We start from the raw sequence: 19,116 nt of genomic DNA on the forward strand, positions 1-19,116 counted from the left end.
GATAGCTTGAGGATCAAATGGAAAGCAGGTGCACTCATGACTATCACAGACAAGCAGTTTCAACGGATGTACCGCGGTGCCGCCCTCGGCGCGATCGCGTTTTTTCTCCTTGCCCTCGACGTCTATTTCAAAGGCCTTGTGTATTCCCTCGATGAACCGGTGCTGAATACCCTTTCCGCACTCGCACCCTCGTGGGTCGTCTCATTCATGGCTGTTTGGACGGATCTCGGCAGCGTCCTGGTGCTGACGATCGGGACTCTCACACTCGCTGCTGTTCTCCTTACGGTGCCGTCACTCAACCGCTGGCTCGTCGTTCCCCTTGCCGTCAACATGGTCGGTATTGCCGTCTGGTCAACGCTCATCAAAGGACTCGTCGGCCGTGAACGCCCGCTGCTCGATGCCACTGTCGACGGCACCGGCTTCAGCTTTCCGAGTGCCCATGCATCCGGTGCGATGGCCTTTTACGGCTTTCTGATTGTCCTCGTCTTGACAGGTCGCTACCCCAAAAGACCCACCTTCATCGCAACAGGGATACTGGGCTTTTTGATTCTTTCCATTGCTGTGAGCCGGCTGTTCCTTGGGGTGCATTACCCGACAGATATGATCGGCGGTCTCCTCCTTGGGTTTACCTGGCTTTTATTCAGTCTCTACGGTTATCGCAGACTGATCCGCAAGACGGGCAAAGCGTCGTGACCCTCGATTATTTCACACAATCTTCACATTCACAGGCTAATCCCCATTTCTTTTCTCTGAATGATCGGATAAACTGAATGTACACCAACGATTATGCCTGTAAAGGAGGTTCTTACGTGAAACCACTGCGCATTTTGCTGTTCAGTCTGCTCGCACTCCTCGTCGCTTCACTTGCGGCCTGCGGTCAGGAAGAAGCCTATTCTTCAGAAGAAGTACAGGCTCTTGTGGACGAATACAGCGCCAACTTTGAAACGTCTGAGAGAGCGGCGATTACGTCCCATGAACTGATCATCACGTCAGAGGACGACGAAGAAACCCGCTACGATCTGCCTGAAGATGCATTCTTCGTATCGATTGCACCCTATTATGAACTCACCCATCCTTGAGACATTCACAGCCTGACAGGTTGTCAGGGAGAGCTGAAGAATGAATGGTTCCATGTCCATATTGAAGATAGCGATGGACAGGTCATCATGGACGAGGAAGTGCAGGCACTCGAGAGCGGCTTTATCGATTTCTGGCTCCCGCGTGATGAGACATTCACCGTCACCATCGAGCATGACGGCAATGTCACGGAGAAGGAGATTTCATCTTTCGAAGGCGACAATACGTGTATCACAACCATGCAATTTTAAGACGAAAGGCCTCTCCGACAACGAAGAGGCCTTTTTATTATCCTGTTAAAAGAACAGATCCGTTACGACGGCTTCGTGTATTTACGCAGCGCCGGCAGAATCTTTTCACCGATAACGTCAATGTTTCGCATCAGCTGACTGAACGGCACACCGCCAAAATCCATCTGCCCGATGTAGCGCTGGTGACCGTAGGCCTCATGCTGGTGAAGCAGTTTCTCAATGACCGCCTCAGGGCTCCCGATATTGATGACCGAGCGGACATCCCGTGCCTGATCGAAGGCCTCTTCTGGAAACCCGCGGTTGTTCGTCAGCTGCATCCCGGCATTGATATACGGATACAGCTCCGCCTTTGCCTGTTCGTGGGTATCCGCCACATGGAAGAAGCCCGCGGCGGCGACAGGGAGGCTGTCCGGATCATGACCGGCACTCTTCGCCGCGTCACGGTAAGTCTCCACCTGCCGCTGAAAGACCTCCACCGGCCCGCCGAGCATGGCCATCATCATCGGCACGCCCGCTTTCCCCGCTTTGACGGCGCTTGCCGGCGTACCACCGACTGCACGCCAGACCGGCATTCTCCCGTCTTCAGGCTGGGGAAGGATCTCCGCCTCTCTGAGGGGATTGCGGTAGTCACCCCGCCAGTTCACCGGTCCCGTTGCTTCGTTCAGTTGCAGAAGCAGATCAAATTTCTCTTCATAGAGTGCTTCATAGTCCCGGATATCATAGCCGAGCAGCTCAAAGAGCCCGACCCGTGACGCACGGCCCGCGATGATTTCGGCGCGCCCTTGTGAAATCAGATCAATCGTTGCAAAATTTTCATACACCCGCACCGGATCGGACGTACTGATGATGGTTGATGAACTGCCGATGCGGATCGATTTCGTCGCCTGGGCGATCGCCGAGAGCACGACCGCATGGGCCTGGGTGGCGAAATACTCCTGATGACTCTCTCCCACGCTGAAGAAATCGAGTCCTGCCTGATCCGCAAGCTTGGCGAGCTCGATGATTTCGCGCACCCGCTCCCCTGCGGAAATCCGCTTCCCACTTTTCGGGTCCGGCAGATGATCACCGAGGGTGTACAGGCCAAATTCCAGGCCTTTTTCTTTCGTGAAGGTATAGTCTGCCATGTCTGTCATCTCCTTTTTATCCGTTTGATTCCCTATTCAGTATGACGCCTGGGCAGTGGTTTAAAAAGTAAATTGCTCCTGCCATCAACTGATCATTTCACGTTATCTCAACCTTAAAAAAGGGAAAGGGATCCATAAACCTCAATAAAAGGAGTGGAACCATACATTGGATCCTGTTGCAAAGTCGTATCAACGCCAAGAAGACGTCATTTCAGCCATTCGAACACTTCAGAACAAAGGCATTGACACCGACGGACTTTATATCGTTTACCTGCACGATGACCGGGTTGAACACCCTGCGGAAAATCCCGAAGCGGTCACCGTCGGCATGAACGAAACGAACCTCGGCACCGCCGTTGACCGGATCTTTCCGGTTTCGAGGGACAAGGCTGCATCCTTTTTCCGTGAACTCGGATTTGAAGAGGACGATGCCCTGCCGCTGATTGAAGCTCTCGAAGAAGCGGATACCGTGCTCGTCTTGACGGACCCGCCTGAATTCTCCATTCTTTAGTTCAACACAGAAAACCGGGCCAATGCCCGCTTTTCTGCCTGCCTGTCTTCTTCTGTTCAAATCGCCACACGCTATTTGACGAGTCGAAACGGCGGGCGATCCTTCCACGGTTTCAAAAACGCATCCAATTCACCGTGCGGATGAGTGAGTAATTCCGCTGTGTGACCCTGGCTGCACACTTTTCCGTTCTCTATATAGATGAGACGATTGGTTAAATACGCGATATCCGTCAGATCGTGTGAGATCAGGACCGCCGTCGTTCCTGTCTCCTGGAGCACCCTGTCGAGGGCGTCAATCAGTCCCATTTTCGTCGGATAATCCAAAGCGGAAAACGGCTCGTCGAGAAAGAGGACATCCGGTTCGAGGACGAATGCCCGTGCCAGGTTCATCCTTTGTGCCTCTCCGCCAGACAGTCCCCCTGCGTCTTCATTCGCCAAATGGGCAATCTGAAAGACCTCTAGCCAGTGCATCACGCGCGCAGCCCGTTCCTGTTTGGATACCTTCCTCAGCTTCAGCCCGAGCTCCACATTCCGGAACACATTCATCTGAAACCGCTGCGAGTGCTGGAATACTGAAGCCCAGCGCCGCCTGATTGCCAATGGGGGATTCACGAGGTCGAGCTTCTCTCCTTCAAAATATGCAATGCCCGCATCCGGCGGTTCAAGCATCGCCATTCCCTTCAGAAGCGTCGACTTTCCGGCCCCGTTCGGACCGATCATGCCAAGACGATCTCCGCGCTGCAGGGCAATCCCGTCAAGGCTGACAATCTCTTTACCGCCCCGCCGGCAGCTGATCCCTTCATAGGCAAGTATCGCATCACTCATCACGCCATCCTCCTTTGCTGGACCCTGAGCAGGATCACGGTTACCGTCAATGCGAGCGTCATCAGGATAAACGACAGTGCGAGAGCCACATGGAAATGGCCCCTTGACACTTCAAGAACCATGGCCGTTGTCAGGATCCGTGTGTCTCCCTTCAGATTGCCCCCGACCATTGATGCCGCGCCGACCTCCGCAAGCACCCGGCCAAGTCCCGTCATGACTGCCGCCATAATGCCAAAGCGTGCTTCTCTGATGTACATCCCCACTTTCTGAAGGGCAGTCGGTCCGAGAGCTTTGATCTGCAGGAGCAAATTCGGATCGAGCTTCTTGAAGGCTGCGTAAGTCAGACTCGTGACAATCGGCAAGGAGACGAGAACCTGTGCGATGATGATTGCATTGGTTGTAAACAGCCACTGCAGCTCCCCGAACGGACCCGAGCGCCAGAGAAACATCGTCACCCAAAGCCCGGCCACTACCGGAGGCAACCCCATCCCGGCGTGGCTAATCAGGATCATCAGCCCCCTTCCCGGAAACTGTTTAAACGCCATCAGCATCCCGAGAGGCACGCCCATCAGTGTACTGATCACTATGGATGAGGTACACACTTTGATCGTCACCCAGGTAATGTATAATACCTCTTCATCAAGCCTCATGAGCATCTGAAAGGCCTCCACAAGACCCGACCAGACTAAATCCATCTCCTACACCTCAATCCAACAGCATTTTACTCTCTTCTGAAAAACAGCGGCTGACCGTATTGATCCACACCAAATTCCGCAATCATTTCCTGGATCTCCTCATCCATCAAGAAGATCACAAACGCCTCCGCCGCATCGGCATTGATCTGATCAGAGTGATCCGGGTCAACCTGCATCACATGGTAAATATTTAACAGAATCCCGTCTCCCTCAACGAGAATATCGAGGGTGTCGAGTTCCTCCTCAAGGGAAAGATACGTCCCCCGGTCCGTCAGCGCATAACCGCCTCTTTCAGCACCGATGCGAAGGGTATCCGCCATGCCCTGACCTGTCTCTTCGTAATTGTCATAACCCGGCTCTATACCGGCCATCTCCCATATCGCCAACTCCTGCATATGCGTTCCTGAATTGTCCCCACGGGTATAGAAGAGATGCTCACCTTCGTAAATGTTGGCAAATGCCTCATCCACCGAGAGACCTGCCGTCTCCGCGGGGTCATCCACAGGACCGACAATAACGAAATCATTGTGCATCACCTGATGACGATTGATGACATGTCCGGCATCTTCCAGTTCCTGTTCCGCCTCAGGTGCGTGGGTCAGAAGGGCATCCGCTTCCCCGCGTTCCCCCATCTCAAGAGTGGCACCCGTACCAACCGAAATGATCTGGACATTCACACCCGTCCCGTCTTCAAAGACGGGAATGAGCCCATCGAGGAGCCCGCTGTCGTATGTACTCGTCGTGGTGGCAAGGATCATATTCCCGCCAATATCAGCCCGCCAGTCTCCGGAAGAGTCGTCCTGTGACAGCTCTTCAGCGGGGTCTTCATCCGGACTTTCCTGCTGGTCACTTTCACCTTCGTTACTACAAGCTGCCGGCAGGGCAGTTGCCATTCCGAGAAGAATGAATAATCCGATCTTCGTTTTCACGCCGCTCCCCCCTTGCTCCCTTTGATTCAGATTGGTGCCTGACCGGATGTATATCTGACTGTTCCGATCGCGGACAAATCATAGCCCGGGATGTCATCGAGCCTTGCTTTGATCCTCTCATCCTGAAGCCGCTTGTGAAGACGATACAGGTTCTCCCGATTCTCATCTGTCCATCTGAACACGAGATCAAAGGATTCTTCCACGAGCGGAATAAATCCAAGCCCAAGCATCCGCGCCACCGGTTCAATCCCGAGCGTCACATCCGCACTCCCGTTCAGAAGGTGAGCGGCTGCCGCATAATGCGTCCATTCCTCTTCCCCGTATCCCTGGACATCCTGACCCCGGATCCCTTCACGATTCAGGTGATCATCGAGCAGCTGTCTGGTCCCCGCTCCCTTCTGCCGATTGACAAACCGGACATCCTGACGTGCAAGATCCTTCCATACGGTAATCGCTTTCGGATTTCCTCCTGTCACAATCAGTCCCTGCCTCCGTTTGGCAAGATGCACAACGGTTACCGCCTCGGATGCGAAGAGCTGCCTGATAAAAGGCAGATTATAAGTATTCGTATCCGGATCAAAAACGTGCATCGCCGCGACATCAGCGTCCCCGCGGTACAGGGCCATCGCGCCCTCGATACTTCCCACATAACCGGCCTGAATCAAGAGCGGATCCGCCGGGTCTTTATAAGCGTGTTGCACGAACTTTTCGAGAAGCAGATCATGACTGCCTGACAGGCGAATGGCCTTCTGATCCGAATGATGCAGGACCGGTTCGGGTTCAGGATCCTGGGCTCCATCAGCCTCCCCTTCATAAAACGTCGACTGCCTCGTCTTGTATGCTTCGAGATGCTTTTCCTCAATCCGCATTTTGTTCCCCACCTTAAACGCGGCGAGCTCTCTTCGTTTGATCAGTTCATAGACTGTCTGTTTCGAAATTTGCAACAGCGCGGCCACTTCATCAGGTGTATATACTTTCCCTGTCATTGAACCCCTCCTGTCCATCCACCGCATTCCCTGTAAGCGTTTTAATGAAATTCTACCATAAATCATACGGTTTTGTTATGTTTTATTTTGTTTTGTATGTTTTTGAGTGAATCTGTTATGAAATGACCGCCCTTCTTCAGCCAATCAAAAACGGACGGTCCGGCTGTTCAGCCTTCCGCCCGTTCATATGATTTTATGCAGTTTTGTTCAATCCGGGATCTTTACTGATGGATGACGCTGTCTTTCAGAGCCACGACTTTCCCCACGGCCTCATCGATCGCTTTCTGATCAGCTCCGAGTTCTTGCAACGTTTGTTCAAGATGGGTCGCAATTGCTTCGAATTCATGTTCCTGGATGTTCATCCCTTCATGAGCTTTCTCCATCGAAGGACCGCCGTACCTGTCCGGTCCTCCCAGAGCGAAGGACAGGAACTTCGTCTGATGCTCCCGCTGCTTGTCCATATCCGTGTGCGTAAAATAATGACTCACCGTGCTGTCAGAGAGCACCTTCTCATAGAACCGGTCTACAGCCTTCCGGATCCCCGCTTCTTCTCCAAGCGTTTCGTACAATGTCGTCATGCCTGAACCACTCCTTTTGTGCATCAAATACAACCTTCACACAGTGTAAATGGTCCTGTCGTGGCTTTCAGTGATTAGGATCACTGAGATCCGGATTCCACTCAGTCAATGGCCCGGAACTCCCGGCTCCCGATTGTCAGAACGATCGCGAGGATAAGCCCGGCGACACCTGTGATAAAGAGGATCGTCTGAATCGGCAGACCGGTTGAGACGAGGATCGCAATGATGGCAAATGCAAGCGGCTCAAACCCGCTCGATGCCAGGGAAATGATGCTCATGACACGTCCCATTTTCTGTTTTTCCGTACGCTCCTGTACGAGGGTAACCGTCGGCAAATAGACAAACATCGCCATAAACCCTGCCACCGCGACGGCAATGACGAGGAAGACGAGGCTCTCGAGCAAACTGAAGACAATCAAAAGCAGTAAAGAAAGCATCAGGGAAACAAATACCCGCATGCCTCTCCCTTTTTTCACATTCCAGACGACGATCAGGATACTGGCAAGAAATGTACCAACGGAAAGTCCCGCTTCAAGAAGGCTCAGTTCGAGAGGCGTCCCGCCCAGTGCCTCTACAAGAATCGGAAAACTGATCAATAGCGGCCCGATCATAAAGAGGTTGACAATGACAATCGCCAAAGTCCCTGAGCGGTGTACCGCCGACTGGCGGACGTACCGGATTCCCTCTTTTAAATCATACATCGCCGTGGTGACTTCTTTACGTTTTTCAGGTTTCGGATCAGTCAAAAACGGCGGGAACACAAGAATCCCTGAGAGAAGAATCAGGACGCCTGCGGTGCCAAACGTCAGGTTGAAACCCCCGACGGTCAAAAGCACCCCGGCGACGAGCGGTCCGATGATGAACATCATCTCCGTCGAGCCCTGAAAAAGCGAGTTCGCCCGCTGGAGCTGTACGCCTGTGACGATAACCGGCATCATCGACGAGACGGCCGGAAAGAAAAAGGCATCGAGAAAACCGAACACAAAAGAGATGATCAGAAGACTCGTAATTGTGAGTCCGTCATACATCACAAGGAGCACGAGAACGAGCATCAGGAGCGCCTGCAAGAGATTTGTCACGAACATAATCTGTGATTTCCGGATCCGGTCTGCGAGGATCCCCCCGTAAATCATCATCGCAACCCGGGGGATGGATACTGACATCAAGACGACACCCAACAGACCTGGATTGTTCAGTTCATCCACGACAAACCAGGAAACAGATAGAAAGAACATGGAAAAGCCGAGCATCACAAATAAGCCTGAGAACCACACAAGGAGGAACGTTTTGTTTTTAAATAAGGATTCAGTCTCTGTCATCGTCATTCACCTTTCTTCAGTTCATCGGGCATTGCAATCATTTATTTTTCCTGCGATTACAAATGGAAACACAGGATCTCCTGCATTGAAGCTGTTTTAAGTACAGCCAGTCAGAAGTCCGTCAGCCTTGGACGCAAGCCCGGTTTTGAACGGGAAAGCGGGGTACAGACGGACTTACCCTACTAATGACTGATAGTCAGTCAGTTTAGTGTAACCGATAGCGTTCTTCCTGACAAGTCAAAAAAACGCCGCGTCGGTTTGACACGGCGTCATTACTCGGTATTCGGATTGATCAGGCCATGACAGTTGCCTGTTCATATTCTGTCTGGAGGCGTTCCATGACGTCTGACACTTTAAGGATCTCTTTGATTTTCGCTACACCCGCTCCACTGAAAATCAGTCCCCGTTCCATATCGCCATCCTTCGCTTTTAAGAGGGCATCGTAAATGCAATACTGGTGGGAGCATTTTTTCAAACAACTCACGCAGCGGTCAATCTTCACCTTGCCGCCATCGGCAATCTGTGACGTGAACGGGTTCTCGATGGCCCTGCCGGGGAGACCCACGACCGACATCATCATTGACGTCTCTTCGGCTTTGACATATTGCTCTTTAAAGGCATCTGCCGCGTCACACTCTTCTGTCGCCACAAACCGCGTCCCCATCTGCACACCGCTCGCACCGAGGCTGATCATCTCACGGATGTCTTCACCGCTCATCACACCGCCTGCGGCAATGACCGGAATCGTCACGGCCTCCGCCACTTCCGGGAGGATGTCTTTGACAGAGCGGTCTGTCCCGAGATGTCCCCCGGCTTCATGACCTTCAACGACGACCGCTGCCGCTCCGAGCCGCTGGGACATTTTCGCGAGCTTCGCCGAAGACACAATGGAAAGTACAGGCGTGTCATGTGCCTTGCCCCACTGATACATGTCCCGGGAGATCCCCGCTCCTGAGATGATGAAGTCGACCCCTTCATCGAGTGCCGCTTTCATTGTATCGGCAAAGTCAGTCATGGCATAGAGGCAGTTGACACCGATATAACCATTCCCCTCAGACTTCTTCCTTGCCAGGCGGATTTCCTCACGAAGTTGCTCGGGTGAGATCCCCGTTCCGGAAATAATGCCGATTCCCCCGGCATTACTCACCGCAGATGCGAGATTGTTCAATGAGATCCCGACACCCATTCCCCCTTGAATCACCGGCAATTCCGGTTCCATGTGTGCAATTTTCAATGTTGGCATAGCCATACTGATCACTCCCTGTTTTTTATGTGTCTCTTGATTGCCTGTATCGTAACAATTAAGACCAGCTGTTACTACTTACATTTGTCATCTGGTACCGCTTTTTATTGTGTCAATATTGTGACAACGAAAAGGCTGATTGCATTTCATTCAGCTGTTTTCGCTTTTCGACAGCAAGCTGCGAACTTTCACTGCTTTTTCACGAGCATATGTCGTATACTTACACTATACAGACAGAGACAAAAGGGGAGAGATGCATGCGCCGAACGTTATTCACCATCCTTGGCCTACTGATTATGACGACAGCGTGTCAAACTGAAGAGGAGGAGACGTCACTGACCCCCGAAGAGATAAACTTCGAACTCGAAGAAGACGCAGGATTTCGCATCGATACAGTGTCAATGCCATCTGGCGATGTGCTCCAGGGTGATGACACATCAGCCGAGATCACCGGCCAATGGCTCGATGAACCGCAAACGGTCTGGATCGGCGAAAGCTTACGGGATCCTCTCGGTAACTGGATTGATTTCCCTGCGTATGAGCAGCGTCCCGAGGACGGTGAAGACAACGCCTTCACCATTCAGACCCCTCCTGCATTCGACGAATCTCCAGCGGTGAGCGGTCCATACACCCATGTGCTGTCCATTTGGGATCAGGATCCGTCTCAGGACGGTGCCGTCCGGCTGATGAGAGCCGAAACGAACGAAGCTCTCACGTACTTTAACCAGCGCGAGCGTTTCAGCGACTGGCCGGACACAGCAGGCTGGTACGCCGCGGATCACGCCATTGGCCAGACGTCCTTTGAACCGGGACAGGTCAGCTTTGATGACGGACAAAACCGTCTATTGATTCATAAAGACAGCGGGATTGGCGGTGAAATCCGCACGGAAGAGCGGTTCAGCTACGGCTCCTATCAGATTGCCATGCGCGTGCCGGATCACCCCGGGACACTGACCGGCTTTTTCTTCTATGAGACGCCGGACTTTCACCACGAAATTGACATCGAGGTGATGAACAATCCGTCAGGAGAAGTCTGGTTCACCACCTATCAGGGCGGACAGGAACGGCACGCCTCGAAAGAGACGTATGATTTCGACCCGACGGACGGCGTTCATATCTACCGCATCGACTATTTCCCGGACTATGTGGCATTCTTTATTAATGGCGAAGAACATGCGCGCTTTGAAGACGGCTACAGCCATGAACCGATGCAGCTGATGGTGAACTACTGGGAGCCGACCTGGCTTAGAGGTGCACGTGACATGGATCAGGGAACACTGTATATTGAATCCATTATGTATTAAGATCAACGTGCTGGATTGATCAGTGTTCGTAATACAAAATAAAGAAATGGCCACACCTCTTTGTATCAAAGAGGTGTGGCCGTTTCGTTGTTCGTCCGTCTTTAGCGGGAGCTGCTTACCATGGCAGTCCATGATCCTTCAGGGACTGTTCCCACATGGCAACGAGCTTCTCCCTTACACCCGGATCCATCGCTTCTTCTCCGGAGGAAAGATTGGTTCTCAGCTGATCGAGGGTTTTCGCACCCGGGATCACCGTTGTCACTTCTTTTCTTGCCAGAATGAACTGCATGGCGTGTTCAATCAGAGACCGGTCATCAGGGACGATCTGCTTCACTTCCCTCAGCATCTCAGCCCGGCGCTCTCGAATCTCCGGCGTCCATCGGCTGCGGATGTCTTCAAATGTGCTTTCAGGCGAGTATTTCCCTGACAGCCAGCCGGAATCAAGCGGTACCTTGATCACGAGGTCGATGCCTTTGTCCTCCGCCTCTTTAAAGGCATTGGCAGGGCCCTGGTGAAAGATGTTGTACATCACTTCCATCACTTCGCTGTCCGTGTTGTTCATAACGTTCTTCATTTCGTCCTCGGTATCCACGGACACCCCGTACCGTTTGATGATGCCTTCCTGTTTCATGGCCTCAAGTTCCAGAAAATGCGGATCATCCTGTCTGACGATCTCCTTTGGCGGATTGTGAAGAAGCAGCGCATCGAGATAATCTGTCTGAAGCCGCTCCAGGCTCTTTTTGGCGGATTCACGGATACGTTTCGCATCAAAATCGATCTCCCCGTCATCATGATGACCGAACTTACTCATGATCACGACGCGGTCCCTTTTTCCCTTCAATGCCTTGCCGAGAATACGTTCACTGTTTCCAAGGGCATAGTTCGGAGCGGTGTCAAAGAACGTACAGCCCCTGTTCAGGGCTTCTTCCACGATCGCAATGCCCTCTTCTTCTGACATGACCTCGCTGCCCCAGCGGTTTCCCAGCTGCCAGGCACCGAGTCCAATCTCCGATACAGGTTGTGGCTCACGGCCAAATGATCTGGTTTTCATAATGAACGCCTCCTTATAAATAATTCGCGAAAACGGTTTCGGCGCAATTATATCATATATCGTATCCACGTTTCATCCGTTGCCCGGGAAGAATCTTTACAAGAATCGAACGGCTCCTTTATATGTCCTTTACAATCCGCTGTTACAGTAAAGCTGTAAGATATTATACGTAACTGGAGGCTTGATTATGAAAATCAGAGCGGTATTTCTCGACATGGATGGGACACTGTTAAACCCCGATAACCGGATTTCAGGACGGAACAAGGACGCCGTGCTTCAGCTCGTCAACCAGGGCGTGAAGGTCTTTCTCGCCACAGGCAGACAGTTTGAGATTACGAGACCGTACCACCGGCAACTTGGCCTCACGACACCGATGATCTGCCTGAACGGTGCGGCGGTCTGCGACAGTTTCTCCGCCTTCCCTGTTTATACGAAGAACGTACACATCAAGAGAGAAGCTTTTCACAACATTGCCGAAGAACCGCAGTGCAACGCCATTATTCACACAACAGACGGGACTTTCGTCAAACGCCCTTCGGCAGAAACCCGGCGCTGGGAACAGGAATCCGGCAAAAAGACGAGATACATGACGAACCTGAGGCAGCTGCCGCCTTTACCCGTTTTGAAATACAGCATCCAGTGTGCGCATCCATATGAACAGGCTGCCGCGCGATTTCAGGATCAGGCGTCGGTCATACAGTGGGAGAACGGCTTCGAACTTGTGGCGCCTGATACATCAAAATGGGCAGCTGCGAAGAATCTCATTCGCGCCTACGGCATACGCAAAGATGAAGTACTGGCCATTGGTGACGGTCCGAACGATATCGAACTTCTTCAATATGCCGGCACCGGCGTAGCAATGGGCAATGCTTCTGACAGCGTAAAAGCTGCGGCGGATTTTGTCACGATGGGACATGAGAAAGATGGTGTCGCCGACTATATCGAACGCTTTCTGATCAAGTCATCGGTCATGTGACTTGGTCTTTTTTTTGTGTCCGCATCTCCAAAAGACCCTGCAGACGGTTTTCTCCAGTTCCATCAGATGGTATAATCACATAATGAATCGTTATTCATTCAATAAAGAATGTGACACTATCCTGTTGATCAGGAACAAAGGGGCGGATAATGGATGGCGTTTTTGAACCCAAAGCAGCTCGACCTGAGTGGAATGGACGAACAGACCGCAGCAGTCATGAAGAACACGGTGGATTTCTTTGAAAGGATGGGAATCAGCAAGATCAAAGAGGAGGATGAACGGGGCGACTGGTACCCGGCATACACGTCCTTCATCCGGGATTCCGGCGCCTACGCGACGTTCTTGACACCGGAGGTCTACGGGGACGGCACCAGCCGCTTTGATCTCGCCAGAGCCTGCAATTACAGTGAGCTGACCGCCTTTTACGGTCTCTCCTATCAATATGCCTATCAGGTCAGCCTCCTCGGGTTGAGTCCGATCTGGATGTCCGCCAACGAAGACGTGAAGAAGCGGGCCGGAAAGGCGCTTCGTGATGGCGGCATTTTCGCGTTCGGCATGTCCGAAAAAGAACACGGCGCTGATCTCTACGCCAATGAGATGACCCTTGAACCGCAGTCTGACGGCACGTATCTCGTCAATGGAGCGAAATACTACATCGGCAATGCCAATGAAGCAGCCCTCGTTTCGGTCTTCGGGCGCATGAAAGACACCGGGGATTTTGTCTTCTTCGTCGTCGAACCCGACCACCCTTCCTATGAGCTGAACAAAAAAATTCATACATCCGGCGTGCGGCCGGCCTACGTCGGGGAGTTCACCTTAAAAAATTATCCAATCACCGATGCGGATATCCTCTCCACAGGCAAAGAAGCCTGGGACGCGTCCCTCTCCACCGTCAACATCGGCAAGTTTCAGCTCGGATTTGCTTCAGCCGGGATCTGCCAGCATGCCTTCTATGAATCCCTCAGCCACGCGGCCAATCGGGAGCTGTACGGGATGAAAGTGACGGACTTCTCCCATGTTCAGGATCTGTTCATCGAAAATTACTGCCGGATACACGGTATGCGCATGTTCGCCACCCGCGCCGTCGGTCGTCTTCCGCCATTCATCGGAAGACGACCGACGCTACCTGCTGTTTAATCCGATTCAGAAGATGAAGGTTACGACAGAAGGGATGCGGGTCATTGATCAGCTCCTGGATATCGTCGCAGCAAAAGGATTCGAGCAGGATACCTACATGGAGATGGCCATCCGTGATATCGGCATGATCCCGCGCCTTGAAGGGACGAGCCACGTCAACATGGCGCTGGTGATCAAGTTTATGACGAATTACTTCTTCCATGATGAGGACTACCCGGAAGTGCCGGTCATGGACGGTCCGCATGATGACGTGAACCTGTTCAACCAGACGACAGGGAAGCTGAAGGAGATCCGCTTTCCGGACTTCCTGAAGGCCTATGACGGCTATGAACTCAGTAATGTCACCCTCTTTAAAGAACAGGTCTGTTCACTCCGTGACTTCCTGATGAACGCACCACCCGACGAAAATCAGCTGAAGAACCGCAATTGGATGCTTCACCTCGGTGAACTCTTCACGATGACCGTGTACGGACAGCTCGTATTGGAAAGCGCGCGACTGCATCAGTTTGACGACCGGGTCACCGATCAGCTCTTCCGCTACTTCGTCCAAGATTTCAGTGAATATGCGCTGAGGCACCTGTCGAAGTTCCGCAACGGCAAAAAACAGCAGGAATACCTCGGTCACATGATCCGTCAGCCCGCCATTGATGAAAGCCGGGAAGAGTGGATTTGGACCGAACAAGTTCTTCCGCTTAAGGACAACTATACACCTTGATCACTTTTCGCCCGGTTCTTCCGGGCGTTTTTTTGACGCCGCGGTTGACTTTGTCTATGCTGAAGGAAATGCCATTCACTTCCTCTCAGTAAAAGAATCGTCCCGGTACTTATCCTAGGAACGTCTGCCTGAAGAAATCGAATGAGTCCAATCCGCATGGAGGTTATCATCATGTCCTTTCATCAGCCGCCTGTCACCTTTGTCGATACCGTTCATCTCAACGTCGCGAATCTCGACAGGTCCAGGATCTACTACAAAGACGTCATCGGACTGACGGTCAGTGAACAGACGGACACCACCGTCACCCTCTCGGCAGATCCCGATAAACCGCTCGTCGTCCTGCATCAGGACGGGACCGTTGCACCCAAACCGGACAGGACGACCGGCCTTTATCACTTTGCCATACTGCTTCCTTCGAGAAATGATCTGGCACAGGTCGTGCGCCATCTCATCAGAAAACGCGAGCCCGTCGCTTCCTCCGATCATCTTGTGAGTGAAGCTCTGTACCTGAACGATCCCGACGGCAACGGCATTGAGATCTACCGGGACCGCGATCCGGACAACTGGACCTGGCAAAACGGCATGGTCCATATGACCGTCGATCCCCTCGACTTCGAAGATCTTCTCTCAAAAGAGCCCGAAGCACCGTGGAACGGTCTGCCTGAAGGCACGGTTATGGGGCATATGCATCTCCATGTCTCGGATGTCAAAGAAGCCGAAGCCTTTTACACGGATGTCCTCGGCTTTCAGACCGTTTCCCGCTTCAGTGATCACGCCGTGTTTCTGTCTGATGCTCATTATCATCACCACATCGCGCTCAATATCTGGAACGGCCGAGGCATCCCTGCACCTCCTCTGAATACTGCCGGACTGAAGCATTATACCATCGTCTACCCGGATATTAAGGCGTTGGACGAAGTGAAAAAAAGGCTGAACGACAACAACATTAAAGCCGATACCGCGCAGAACCGCTTTACCGTGACCGACCCTGCCGGGAAACGGCTCGTGTTGACCTCCTTTTAACTGTCTGTCGATCTGATTCCGGAAGGCGAGCCATTGCTTCCTGAATGAAGAATGGTCTATGATGGTGGTACAGATACACCCATCAGGACTGGAGGTAACCCTATGACACACATTTATCTCGACTACAACGCCAGTACTCCCGTCGATCCGCGCGTGCTCGATGTCATGCTTCCCTTATTTGCTTCCCATTACGCCAACCCGTCTTCGGCGCACTGGGCTGCGGGATCGAGTCAGGCGATTATCTTTGAGGCGCGTAAAAGCCTCGCCGACCGGATCGGCGCGACCCCGGAAGAGATCGTCTTCACCTCTGGCGGCAGTGAAGCGAATAATCATGCCTTAAAAGGCACCTTCGACGCCCTCACTGAAAAGGGCACGCATATCATTACGACAGCCATCGAACATCCTGCCGTCACCAATCCGTGCCGCGCCCTTACCGAAACCCGCGGGGCCGCCATCACCACAGTCGGCGTCGATGAGAGCGGCACCGTCAATCCGCGTGACATTGAAGACGCCATCAGACCGGACACAATCCTGATTTCCGTCATGCATGCAAATAACGAAACCGGGGCGATTCAGCCCATCCGGGAAATTGCCGCAATCGCCAGAAAACACGGCGTTCTATTGCACACCGATGCCGCCCAGTCGTTCGGAAAAGTCCCGGTTCACGTTGATGATCTCGGCGTTGATCTGTTAAGCATCGCCGGGCATAAATGCTATGCACCGAAAGGGATCGGGGCGCTCTATATCCGATCGGCCACCCGGATTGATTCCCTGATCCACGGGGCCGGCCACGAGTCCGGACGGCGTGCCGGCACAGAGAGCGTCCCGCTCATTGCCGCACTTGGCAAAGCCGCCGATCTCGCCGGCGAGTTTCTGGAACAACGAGACACGCTAACGTCGCTCCGGGATAACTTTTTTCAAGGCCTCAAAGCCCTGTTCAATGACCGGATCACCTGGAACAGCCAACAGGTTTCGCTCCTGCCGAACACATTGAACGTGAGCTTTCACGGGTATACGGGCGCCGGCTTTCTCGAGCGGGTTCCGGAGATCGCCGCTTCCACCGGCTCGGCCTGTCACTCCGGCATCGTTGAACTTTCACCGGTCTTACAGGCGATGAAGGTCCGTGAAGAAACCGGCATGGGCACCGTCCGGTTCAGCCTTGGCGTGCAGACGACGGCAGAAGAGATCCATCAGACGCTCAGGCTCATTGAAGAGCGTTTCCGTTAATGAAAAGACAAAAGGAGGCTGCATCCTGAGCGATGCAGCCTCCTTTTTGTTATATGTCAGGGGATTTTCCACAAACGGATGCGCCTTTGTTATATTGCGTTCACCGGCGCCTCAAACTTCACCGTCTGAAGCGTTTCCGCGCTTTCAAACGCCTTTTCCAACAGACGCATCACCCGGAGCACTTCATCGTTTTTGACGATGATCTCACTTCTTCCGTGAATCGTTTCATACACATTGTCATAGAACTCGTGAATCGAGGCATCCACACGCGGCACCGGCAGATCCTTCACCGTGCCGTCATCAAAACGGGGCGCCATCGTCTTCGTGAGACCGGCTCCCGCTTTAATCGGACGGGCATCCGGTTCACGGTCGGTTTCGAGACGGGTCACCTTGCCGTCCATATCCCAGCTGTGGATCACGGCGGACCCTTTTGTCCCGTTTACGTACCAAAGCGGCAGGGCCACATAATTAAAGGTACCCACTTCCATGTACGACGTCTTCCCACTCTCAAATGTGAGCGTCAGACGGAAGCCGTCATCCACTTCGGCATTGCGGATATGCTGGAAGGTGCAATTGACGTCTGTGACACGTTCAGGAAACATCAGAAGCTGACGGTCCACGAGGTGCACGCCCCAGTCAAGGAGCATCCCGCCGCCCTGGGCTTTCTTCTGACGCCAATCACCGGGAATGCCCCGGGAGCCGTGGATGCGGCACTCTGTATGAAAGACTTCTCCGATCGTCTCTTCATCGCGGAGCTTCTTAACAGAGAGATAATCCTCATCCCAGCGGCGGTTCTGATTGACGACGAAGACCTGTCCGGTCTCCTGTTCGACCTGCATGATCTCCTCCATCTCCGCGGCGTTCATCGCTACGGGCTTCTCGCAGATGACATGCTTTCCGTGCCGCATCGCCTGAACGGCAATGTCACGGTGACTGTCATTCGGTGTCGCAATAAGCACCACGTCAACGTCACGATCGTCGAGGACCGCCTGAAGATCCGGATAGACGTGGAGATCCTTTTTCTTCGCAAGGAGTTCCTGGCTCTCACGAATATCGCGGATGCCCTTCACTTCAAAATACGACAGTTCGTCCAAATGATCCACATGGTGTCCGCCCATGCCGCCAAAGCCGACGACCGCGACGGTTAAAGGGGTTCTCGCTGTCATTACGCCCACCACATCTCTGAAGGCTGTTCACGGATCAGCACCGTGTCGAGATTCTTCACCGCACGTGCGAAGCCTTCATCAATACTCATGATCGGATCTTCATGCTCGATGCTCACCACATAGTCATAGCCGTACGTTCTGAGTGCGCTCATCATATCGGACCATTCCTGCATACTGTGTCCGCATCCGACAGAACGGAACGTCCATGCCCGAGTCTGGACGTTGCCGTAAGGCTGCATGTCCGTCAGTCCGTACATGTTCACATTGTCCTGATCGATGTACGTGTCTTTTGCGTGGAAATGATGAATCGCATCGTGCTCTCCGAGAATACGGATTGCCGCGACGGGATCAATTCCCTGCCACCAGAGGTGACTCGGATCGAGGTTCGCTCCGATGCTTGGTGAAGTCAGTTCACGAAGCTTCAGCATCGTGTGCGGCGTATGCACGAGAAAACCGCCGTGCAGCTCAAGGCCGATCTTGACGTTCTTCTCTTCTGCAAGCTTGCCGATTTCCTTCCAGTACGGGACAAGCTTGTTCTCCCACTGCCAGTGCAGTGCGTTCGTATACTCTTCCGGCCACGGCGCCACCGGCCAGTTTGGTGCTGTTGCGTCGTCACTGTCGCCGGCTGTTCCGGAGAAGGCATTGACGACCGGCACGCCCATCAGATGGGCCAGCTCAATGGTCTTGCGAAGTGCTTCATCGGACTCTTTGGCAAAAGCCTTGTCCGGAGTAATCGGATTCCCATGGCAGGAGAACGCGCTGATGGTCAGACCGCGGTCATCGAGTTCCTTCTGATACGCCTTTCGCGCTTCTTCGCTCTCAAGGAGCTCATCCATGTTGCAGTGTGCATTCCCCGGATAGCCTCCGGTTCCGATCTCAACGGAATCAAGCCCGGATTCTTTCACTCTGTCGAGCATCTCTGTATAAGACAAGTCTCCAAAAAGGACCGTAAATACGCCCAGTTTCATGTTTCATCACCC

20 protein-coding genes are annotated in these 19,116 nt (G+C 53.0%); 9 read left to right on the forward strand and 11 right to left on the reverse strand.

Annotated features, from left to right (window positions below):
- Window positions 1–36: 36 nt before the first annotated feature.
- Together BSEL_RS14815 and BSEL_RS17615 are read left to right on the forward strand one after the other, a co-directional pair.
- Entirely contained in the window at window positions 37–693 is a 657-nt protein-coding gene (locus BSEL_RS14815) for a phosphatase PAP2 family protein (RefSeq protein WP_013173817.1), read from the forward strand.
- Between the two features lie 116 nt (window positions 694–809).
- Window positions 810–1,328 (forward strand): CueP family metal-binding protein, encoded by a 519-nt coding sequence (locus BSEL_RS17615; RefSeq protein ID WP_013173818.1) that lies wholly within the window; start codon window positions 810–812, stop codon window positions 1,326–1,328.
- A gap of 62 nt (window positions 1,329–1,390) precedes the next feature.
- Here the strand turns inward: BSEL_RS17615 and BSEL_RS14830 are convergent, their stop codons facing one another.
- A complete protein-coding gene (locus tag BSEL_RS14830; protein WP_013173819.1) occupies window positions 1,391–2,452 on the reverse strand; it encodes an LLM class flavin-dependent oxidoreductase in 1,062 nt (353 codons plus the stop codon).
- Window positions 2,453–2,618: 166 nt separating this feature from the next.
- Here BSEL_RS14830 and BSEL_RS14835 point away from each other — a divergent pair, with 166 nt between their 5' ends.
- Complete coding sequence (locus tag BSEL_RS14835; RefSeq protein WP_013173820.1) at window positions 2,619–2,963, forward strand: general stress protein; 345 nt, start codon at window positions 2,619–2,621, stop codon at window positions 2,961–2,963.
- 71 nt (window positions 2,964–3,034) lie between these two features.
- Here the strand turns inward: BSEL_RS14835 and BSEL_RS14840 are convergent, their stop codons facing one another.
- From BSEL_RS14840 to BSEL_RS14870, 7 genes are all read right to left on the reverse strand, one after another.
- On the reverse strand, window positions 3,035–3,787 hold the full coding sequence (locus tag BSEL_RS14840; protein ID WP_013173821.1) for an energy-coupling factor ABC transporter ATP-binding protein: 753 nt from the start codon (window positions 3,785–3,787) through the stop codon (window positions 3,035–3,037).
- Entirely contained in the window at window positions 3,787–4,482 is a 696-nt protein-coding gene (locus BSEL_RS14845; RefSeq protein WP_013173822.1) for an ABC transporter permease, read from the reverse strand. The genes BSEL_RS14840 and BSEL_RS14845 overlap by 1 nt, the downstream gene beginning before the upstream one ends.
- 26 nt (window positions 4,483–4,508) lie before the next feature.
- Window positions 4,509–5,411, reverse strand: coding sequence for a substrate-binding domain-containing protein (locus tag BSEL_RS14850; protein ID WP_013173823.1), 903 nt, complete (start codon window positions 5,409–5,411; stop codon window positions 4,509–4,511).
- Window positions 5,412–5,437: 26 nt separating this feature from the next.
- Window positions 5,438–6,397, reverse strand: a complete 960-nt coding sequence (locus BSEL_RS14855) for a substrate-binding domain-containing protein (protein ID WP_013173824.1) — start codon at window positions 6,395–6,397, stop codon at window positions 5,438–5,440.
- Between the two features lie 221 nt (window positions 6,398–6,618).
- Complete coding sequence (locus BSEL_RS14860) at window positions 6,619–6,975, reverse strand: group I truncated hemoglobin (RefSeq protein WP_013173825.1); 357 nt, start codon at window positions 6,973–6,975, stop codon at window positions 6,619–6,621.
- A gap of 101 nt (window positions 6,976–7,076) precedes the next feature.
- Window positions 7,077–8,294, reverse strand: coding sequence for an MFS transporter (locus tag BSEL_RS14865; protein WP_013173826.1), 1,218 nt, complete (start codon window positions 8,292–8,294; stop codon window positions 7,077–7,079).
- A 292-nt stretch (window positions 8,295–8,586) separates the two neighbouring features.
- The gene (locus BSEL_RS14870; RefSeq protein ID WP_013173827.1) at window positions 8,587–9,543 is read right to left on the reverse strand and encodes an NAD(P)H-dependent flavin oxidoreductase; all 957 of its coding nucleotides are present in this window, start codon (window positions 9,541–9,543) and stop codon (window positions 8,587–8,589) included.
- 251 nt (window positions 9,544–9,794) lie between these two features.
- Between BSEL_RS14870 and BSEL_RS14875 the strand changes: the two genes are divergently transcribed.
- Complete coding sequence (locus BSEL_RS14875) at window positions 9,795–10,841, forward strand: glycoside hydrolase family 16 protein (protein WP_013173828.1); 1,047 nt, start codon at window positions 9,795–9,797, stop codon at window positions 10,839–10,841.
- Window positions 10,842–10,956: 115 nt separating this feature from the next.
- Here the strand turns inward: BSEL_RS14875 and BSEL_RS14880 are convergent, their stop codons facing one another.
- Window positions 10,957–11,892 (reverse strand): aldo/keto reductase, encoded by a 936-nt coding sequence (locus tag BSEL_RS14880; protein WP_013173829.1) that lies wholly within the window; start codon window positions 11,890–11,892, stop codon window positions 10,957–10,959.
- Between the two features lie 187 nt (window positions 11,893–12,079).
- Here BSEL_RS14880 and BSEL_RS14885 point away from each other — a divergent pair, with 187 nt between their 5' ends.
- The 5 genes from BSEL_RS14885 to BSEL_RS14900 all read left to right on the forward strand — a co-directional run bounded on the left by BSEL_RS14885 (window position 12,080) and on the right by BSEL_RS14900 (window position 16,970).
- Window positions 12,080–12,868, forward strand: coding sequence for a Cof-type HAD-IIB family hydrolase (locus BSEL_RS14885; protein WP_013173830.1), 789 nt, complete (start codon window positions 12,080–12,082; stop codon window positions 12,866–12,868).
- 153 nt (window positions 12,869–13,021) lie between these two features.
- Complete coding sequence (locus BSEL_RS18075) at window positions 13,022–14,005, forward strand: acyl-CoA dehydrogenase family protein (RefSeq protein ID WP_232970470.1); 984 nt, start codon at window positions 13,022–13,024, stop codon at window positions 14,003–14,005.
- A gap of 13 nt (window positions 14,006–14,018) precedes the next feature.
- Window positions 14,019–14,720, forward strand: a complete 702-nt coding sequence (locus BSEL_RS18080; RefSeq protein ID WP_232970471.1) for a hypothetical protein — start codon at window positions 14,019–14,021, stop codon at window positions 14,718–14,720.
- A gap of 171 nt (window positions 14,721–14,891) precedes the next feature.
- Window positions 14,892–15,743: a VOC family protein gene (locus BSEL_RS14895; protein ID WP_013173831.1), complete on the forward strand. Its 852-nt coding sequence runs from the start codon at window positions 14,892–14,894 to the stop codon at window positions 15,741–15,743.
- A 102-nt stretch (window positions 15,744–15,845) separates the two neighbouring features.
- On the forward strand, window positions 15,846–16,970 hold the full coding sequence (locus BSEL_RS14900; RefSeq protein ID WP_013173832.1) for a cysteine desulfurase family protein: 1,125 nt from the start codon (window positions 15,846–15,848) through the stop codon (window positions 16,968–16,970).
- Window positions 16,971–17,059: 89 nt separating this feature from the next.
- On the opposite strand, the gene BSEL_RS14905 is transcribed toward BSEL_RS14900, so the two are convergent.
- Complete coding sequence (locus BSEL_RS14905) at window positions 17,060–18,136, reverse strand: Gfo/Idh/MocA family protein (RefSeq protein ID WP_013173833.1); 1,077 nt, start codon at window positions 18,134–18,136, stop codon at window positions 17,060–17,062.
- Entirely contained in the window at window positions 18,136–19,104 is a 969-nt protein-coding gene (locus BSEL_RS14910; protein ID WP_013173834.1) for a sugar phosphate isomerase/epimerase family protein, read from the reverse strand. Before BSEL_RS14910 ends, BSEL_RS14905 begins: the two co-directional genes overlap by 1 nt.
- Window positions 19,105–19,116: the final 12 nt, after the last annotated feature.

It is taken from the genome of [Bacillus] selenitireducens MLS10 (genome assembly GCF_000093085.1).
Classification (GTDB): Bacteria; Bacillota; Bacilli; order Bacillales; family Salisediminibacteriaceae; genus Salisediminibacterium; species Salisediminibacterium selenitireducens.

Coding starts and splice junctions, on each gene's coding strand:
- BSEL_RS14860 (WP_013173825.1), bottom strand. CDS start 6,975: ATGACGACATTGTACGAAACGCTTGGAGAAGAAGCGGGGATCCGGAAG.
- BSEL_RS14865 (WP_013173826.1), bottom strand. CDS start 8,294: ATGACAGAGACTGAATCCTTATTTAAAAACAAAACGTTCCTCCTTGTG.
- BSEL_RS14840 (WP_013173821.1), bottom strand. CDS start 3,787: ATGAGTGATGCGATACTTGCCTATGAAGGGATCAGCTGCCGGCGGGGC.
- BSEL_RS14830 (WP_013173819.1), bottom strand. CDS start 2,452: ATGGCAGACTATACCTTCACGAAAGAAAAAGGCCTGGAATTTGGCCTG.
- BSEL_RS18080 (WP_232970471.1), top strand. CDS start 14,019: ATGAAGGTTACGACAGAAGGGATGCGGGTCATTGATCAGCTCCTGGAT.
- BSEL_RS14880 (WP_013173829.1), bottom strand. CDS start 11,892: ATGAAAACCAGATCATTTGGCCGTGAGCCACAACCTGTATCGGAGATT.
- BSEL_RS14815 (WP_013173817.1), top strand. CDS start 37: ATGACTATCACAGACAAGCAGTTTCAACGGATGTACCGCGGTGCCGCC.
- BSEL_RS14870 (WP_013173827.1), bottom strand. CDS start 9,543: ATGGCTATGCCAACATTGAAAATTGCACACATGGAACCGGAATTGCCG.
- BSEL_RS14845 (WP_013173822.1), bottom strand. CDS start 4,482: ATGGATTTAGTCTGGTCGGGTCTTGTGGAGGCCTTTCAGATGCTCATG.
- BSEL_RS14875 (WP_013173828.1), top strand. CDS start 9,795: ATGCGCCGAACGTTATTCACCATCCTTGGCCTACTGATTATGACGACA.
- BSEL_RS14905 (WP_013173833.1), bottom strand. CDS start 18,136: ATGACAGCGAGAACCCCTTTAACCGTCGCGGTCGTCGGCTTTGGCGGC.
- BSEL_RS14910 (WP_013173834.1), bottom strand. CDS start 19,104: ATGAAACTGGGCGTATTTACGGTCCTTTTTGGAGACTTGTCTTATACA.
- BSEL_RS14855 (WP_013173824.1), bottom strand. CDS start 6,397: ATGACAGGGAAAGTATATACACCTGATGAAGTGGCCGCGCTGTTGCAA.
- BSEL_RS14885 (WP_013173830.1), top strand. CDS start 12,080: ATGAAAATCAGAGCGGTATTTCTCGACATGGATGGGACACTGTTAAAC.
- BSEL_RS18075 (WP_232970470.1), top strand. CDS start 13,022: ATGGCGTTTTTGAACCCAAAGCAGCTCGACCTGAGTGGAATGGACGAA.
- BSEL_RS14900 (WP_013173832.1), top strand. CDS start 15,846: ATGACACACATTTATCTCGACTACAACGCCAGTACTCCCGTCGATCCG.
- BSEL_RS14895 (WP_013173831.1), top strand. CDS start 14,892: ATGTCCTTTCATCAGCCGCCTGTCACCTTTGTCGATACCGTTCATCTC.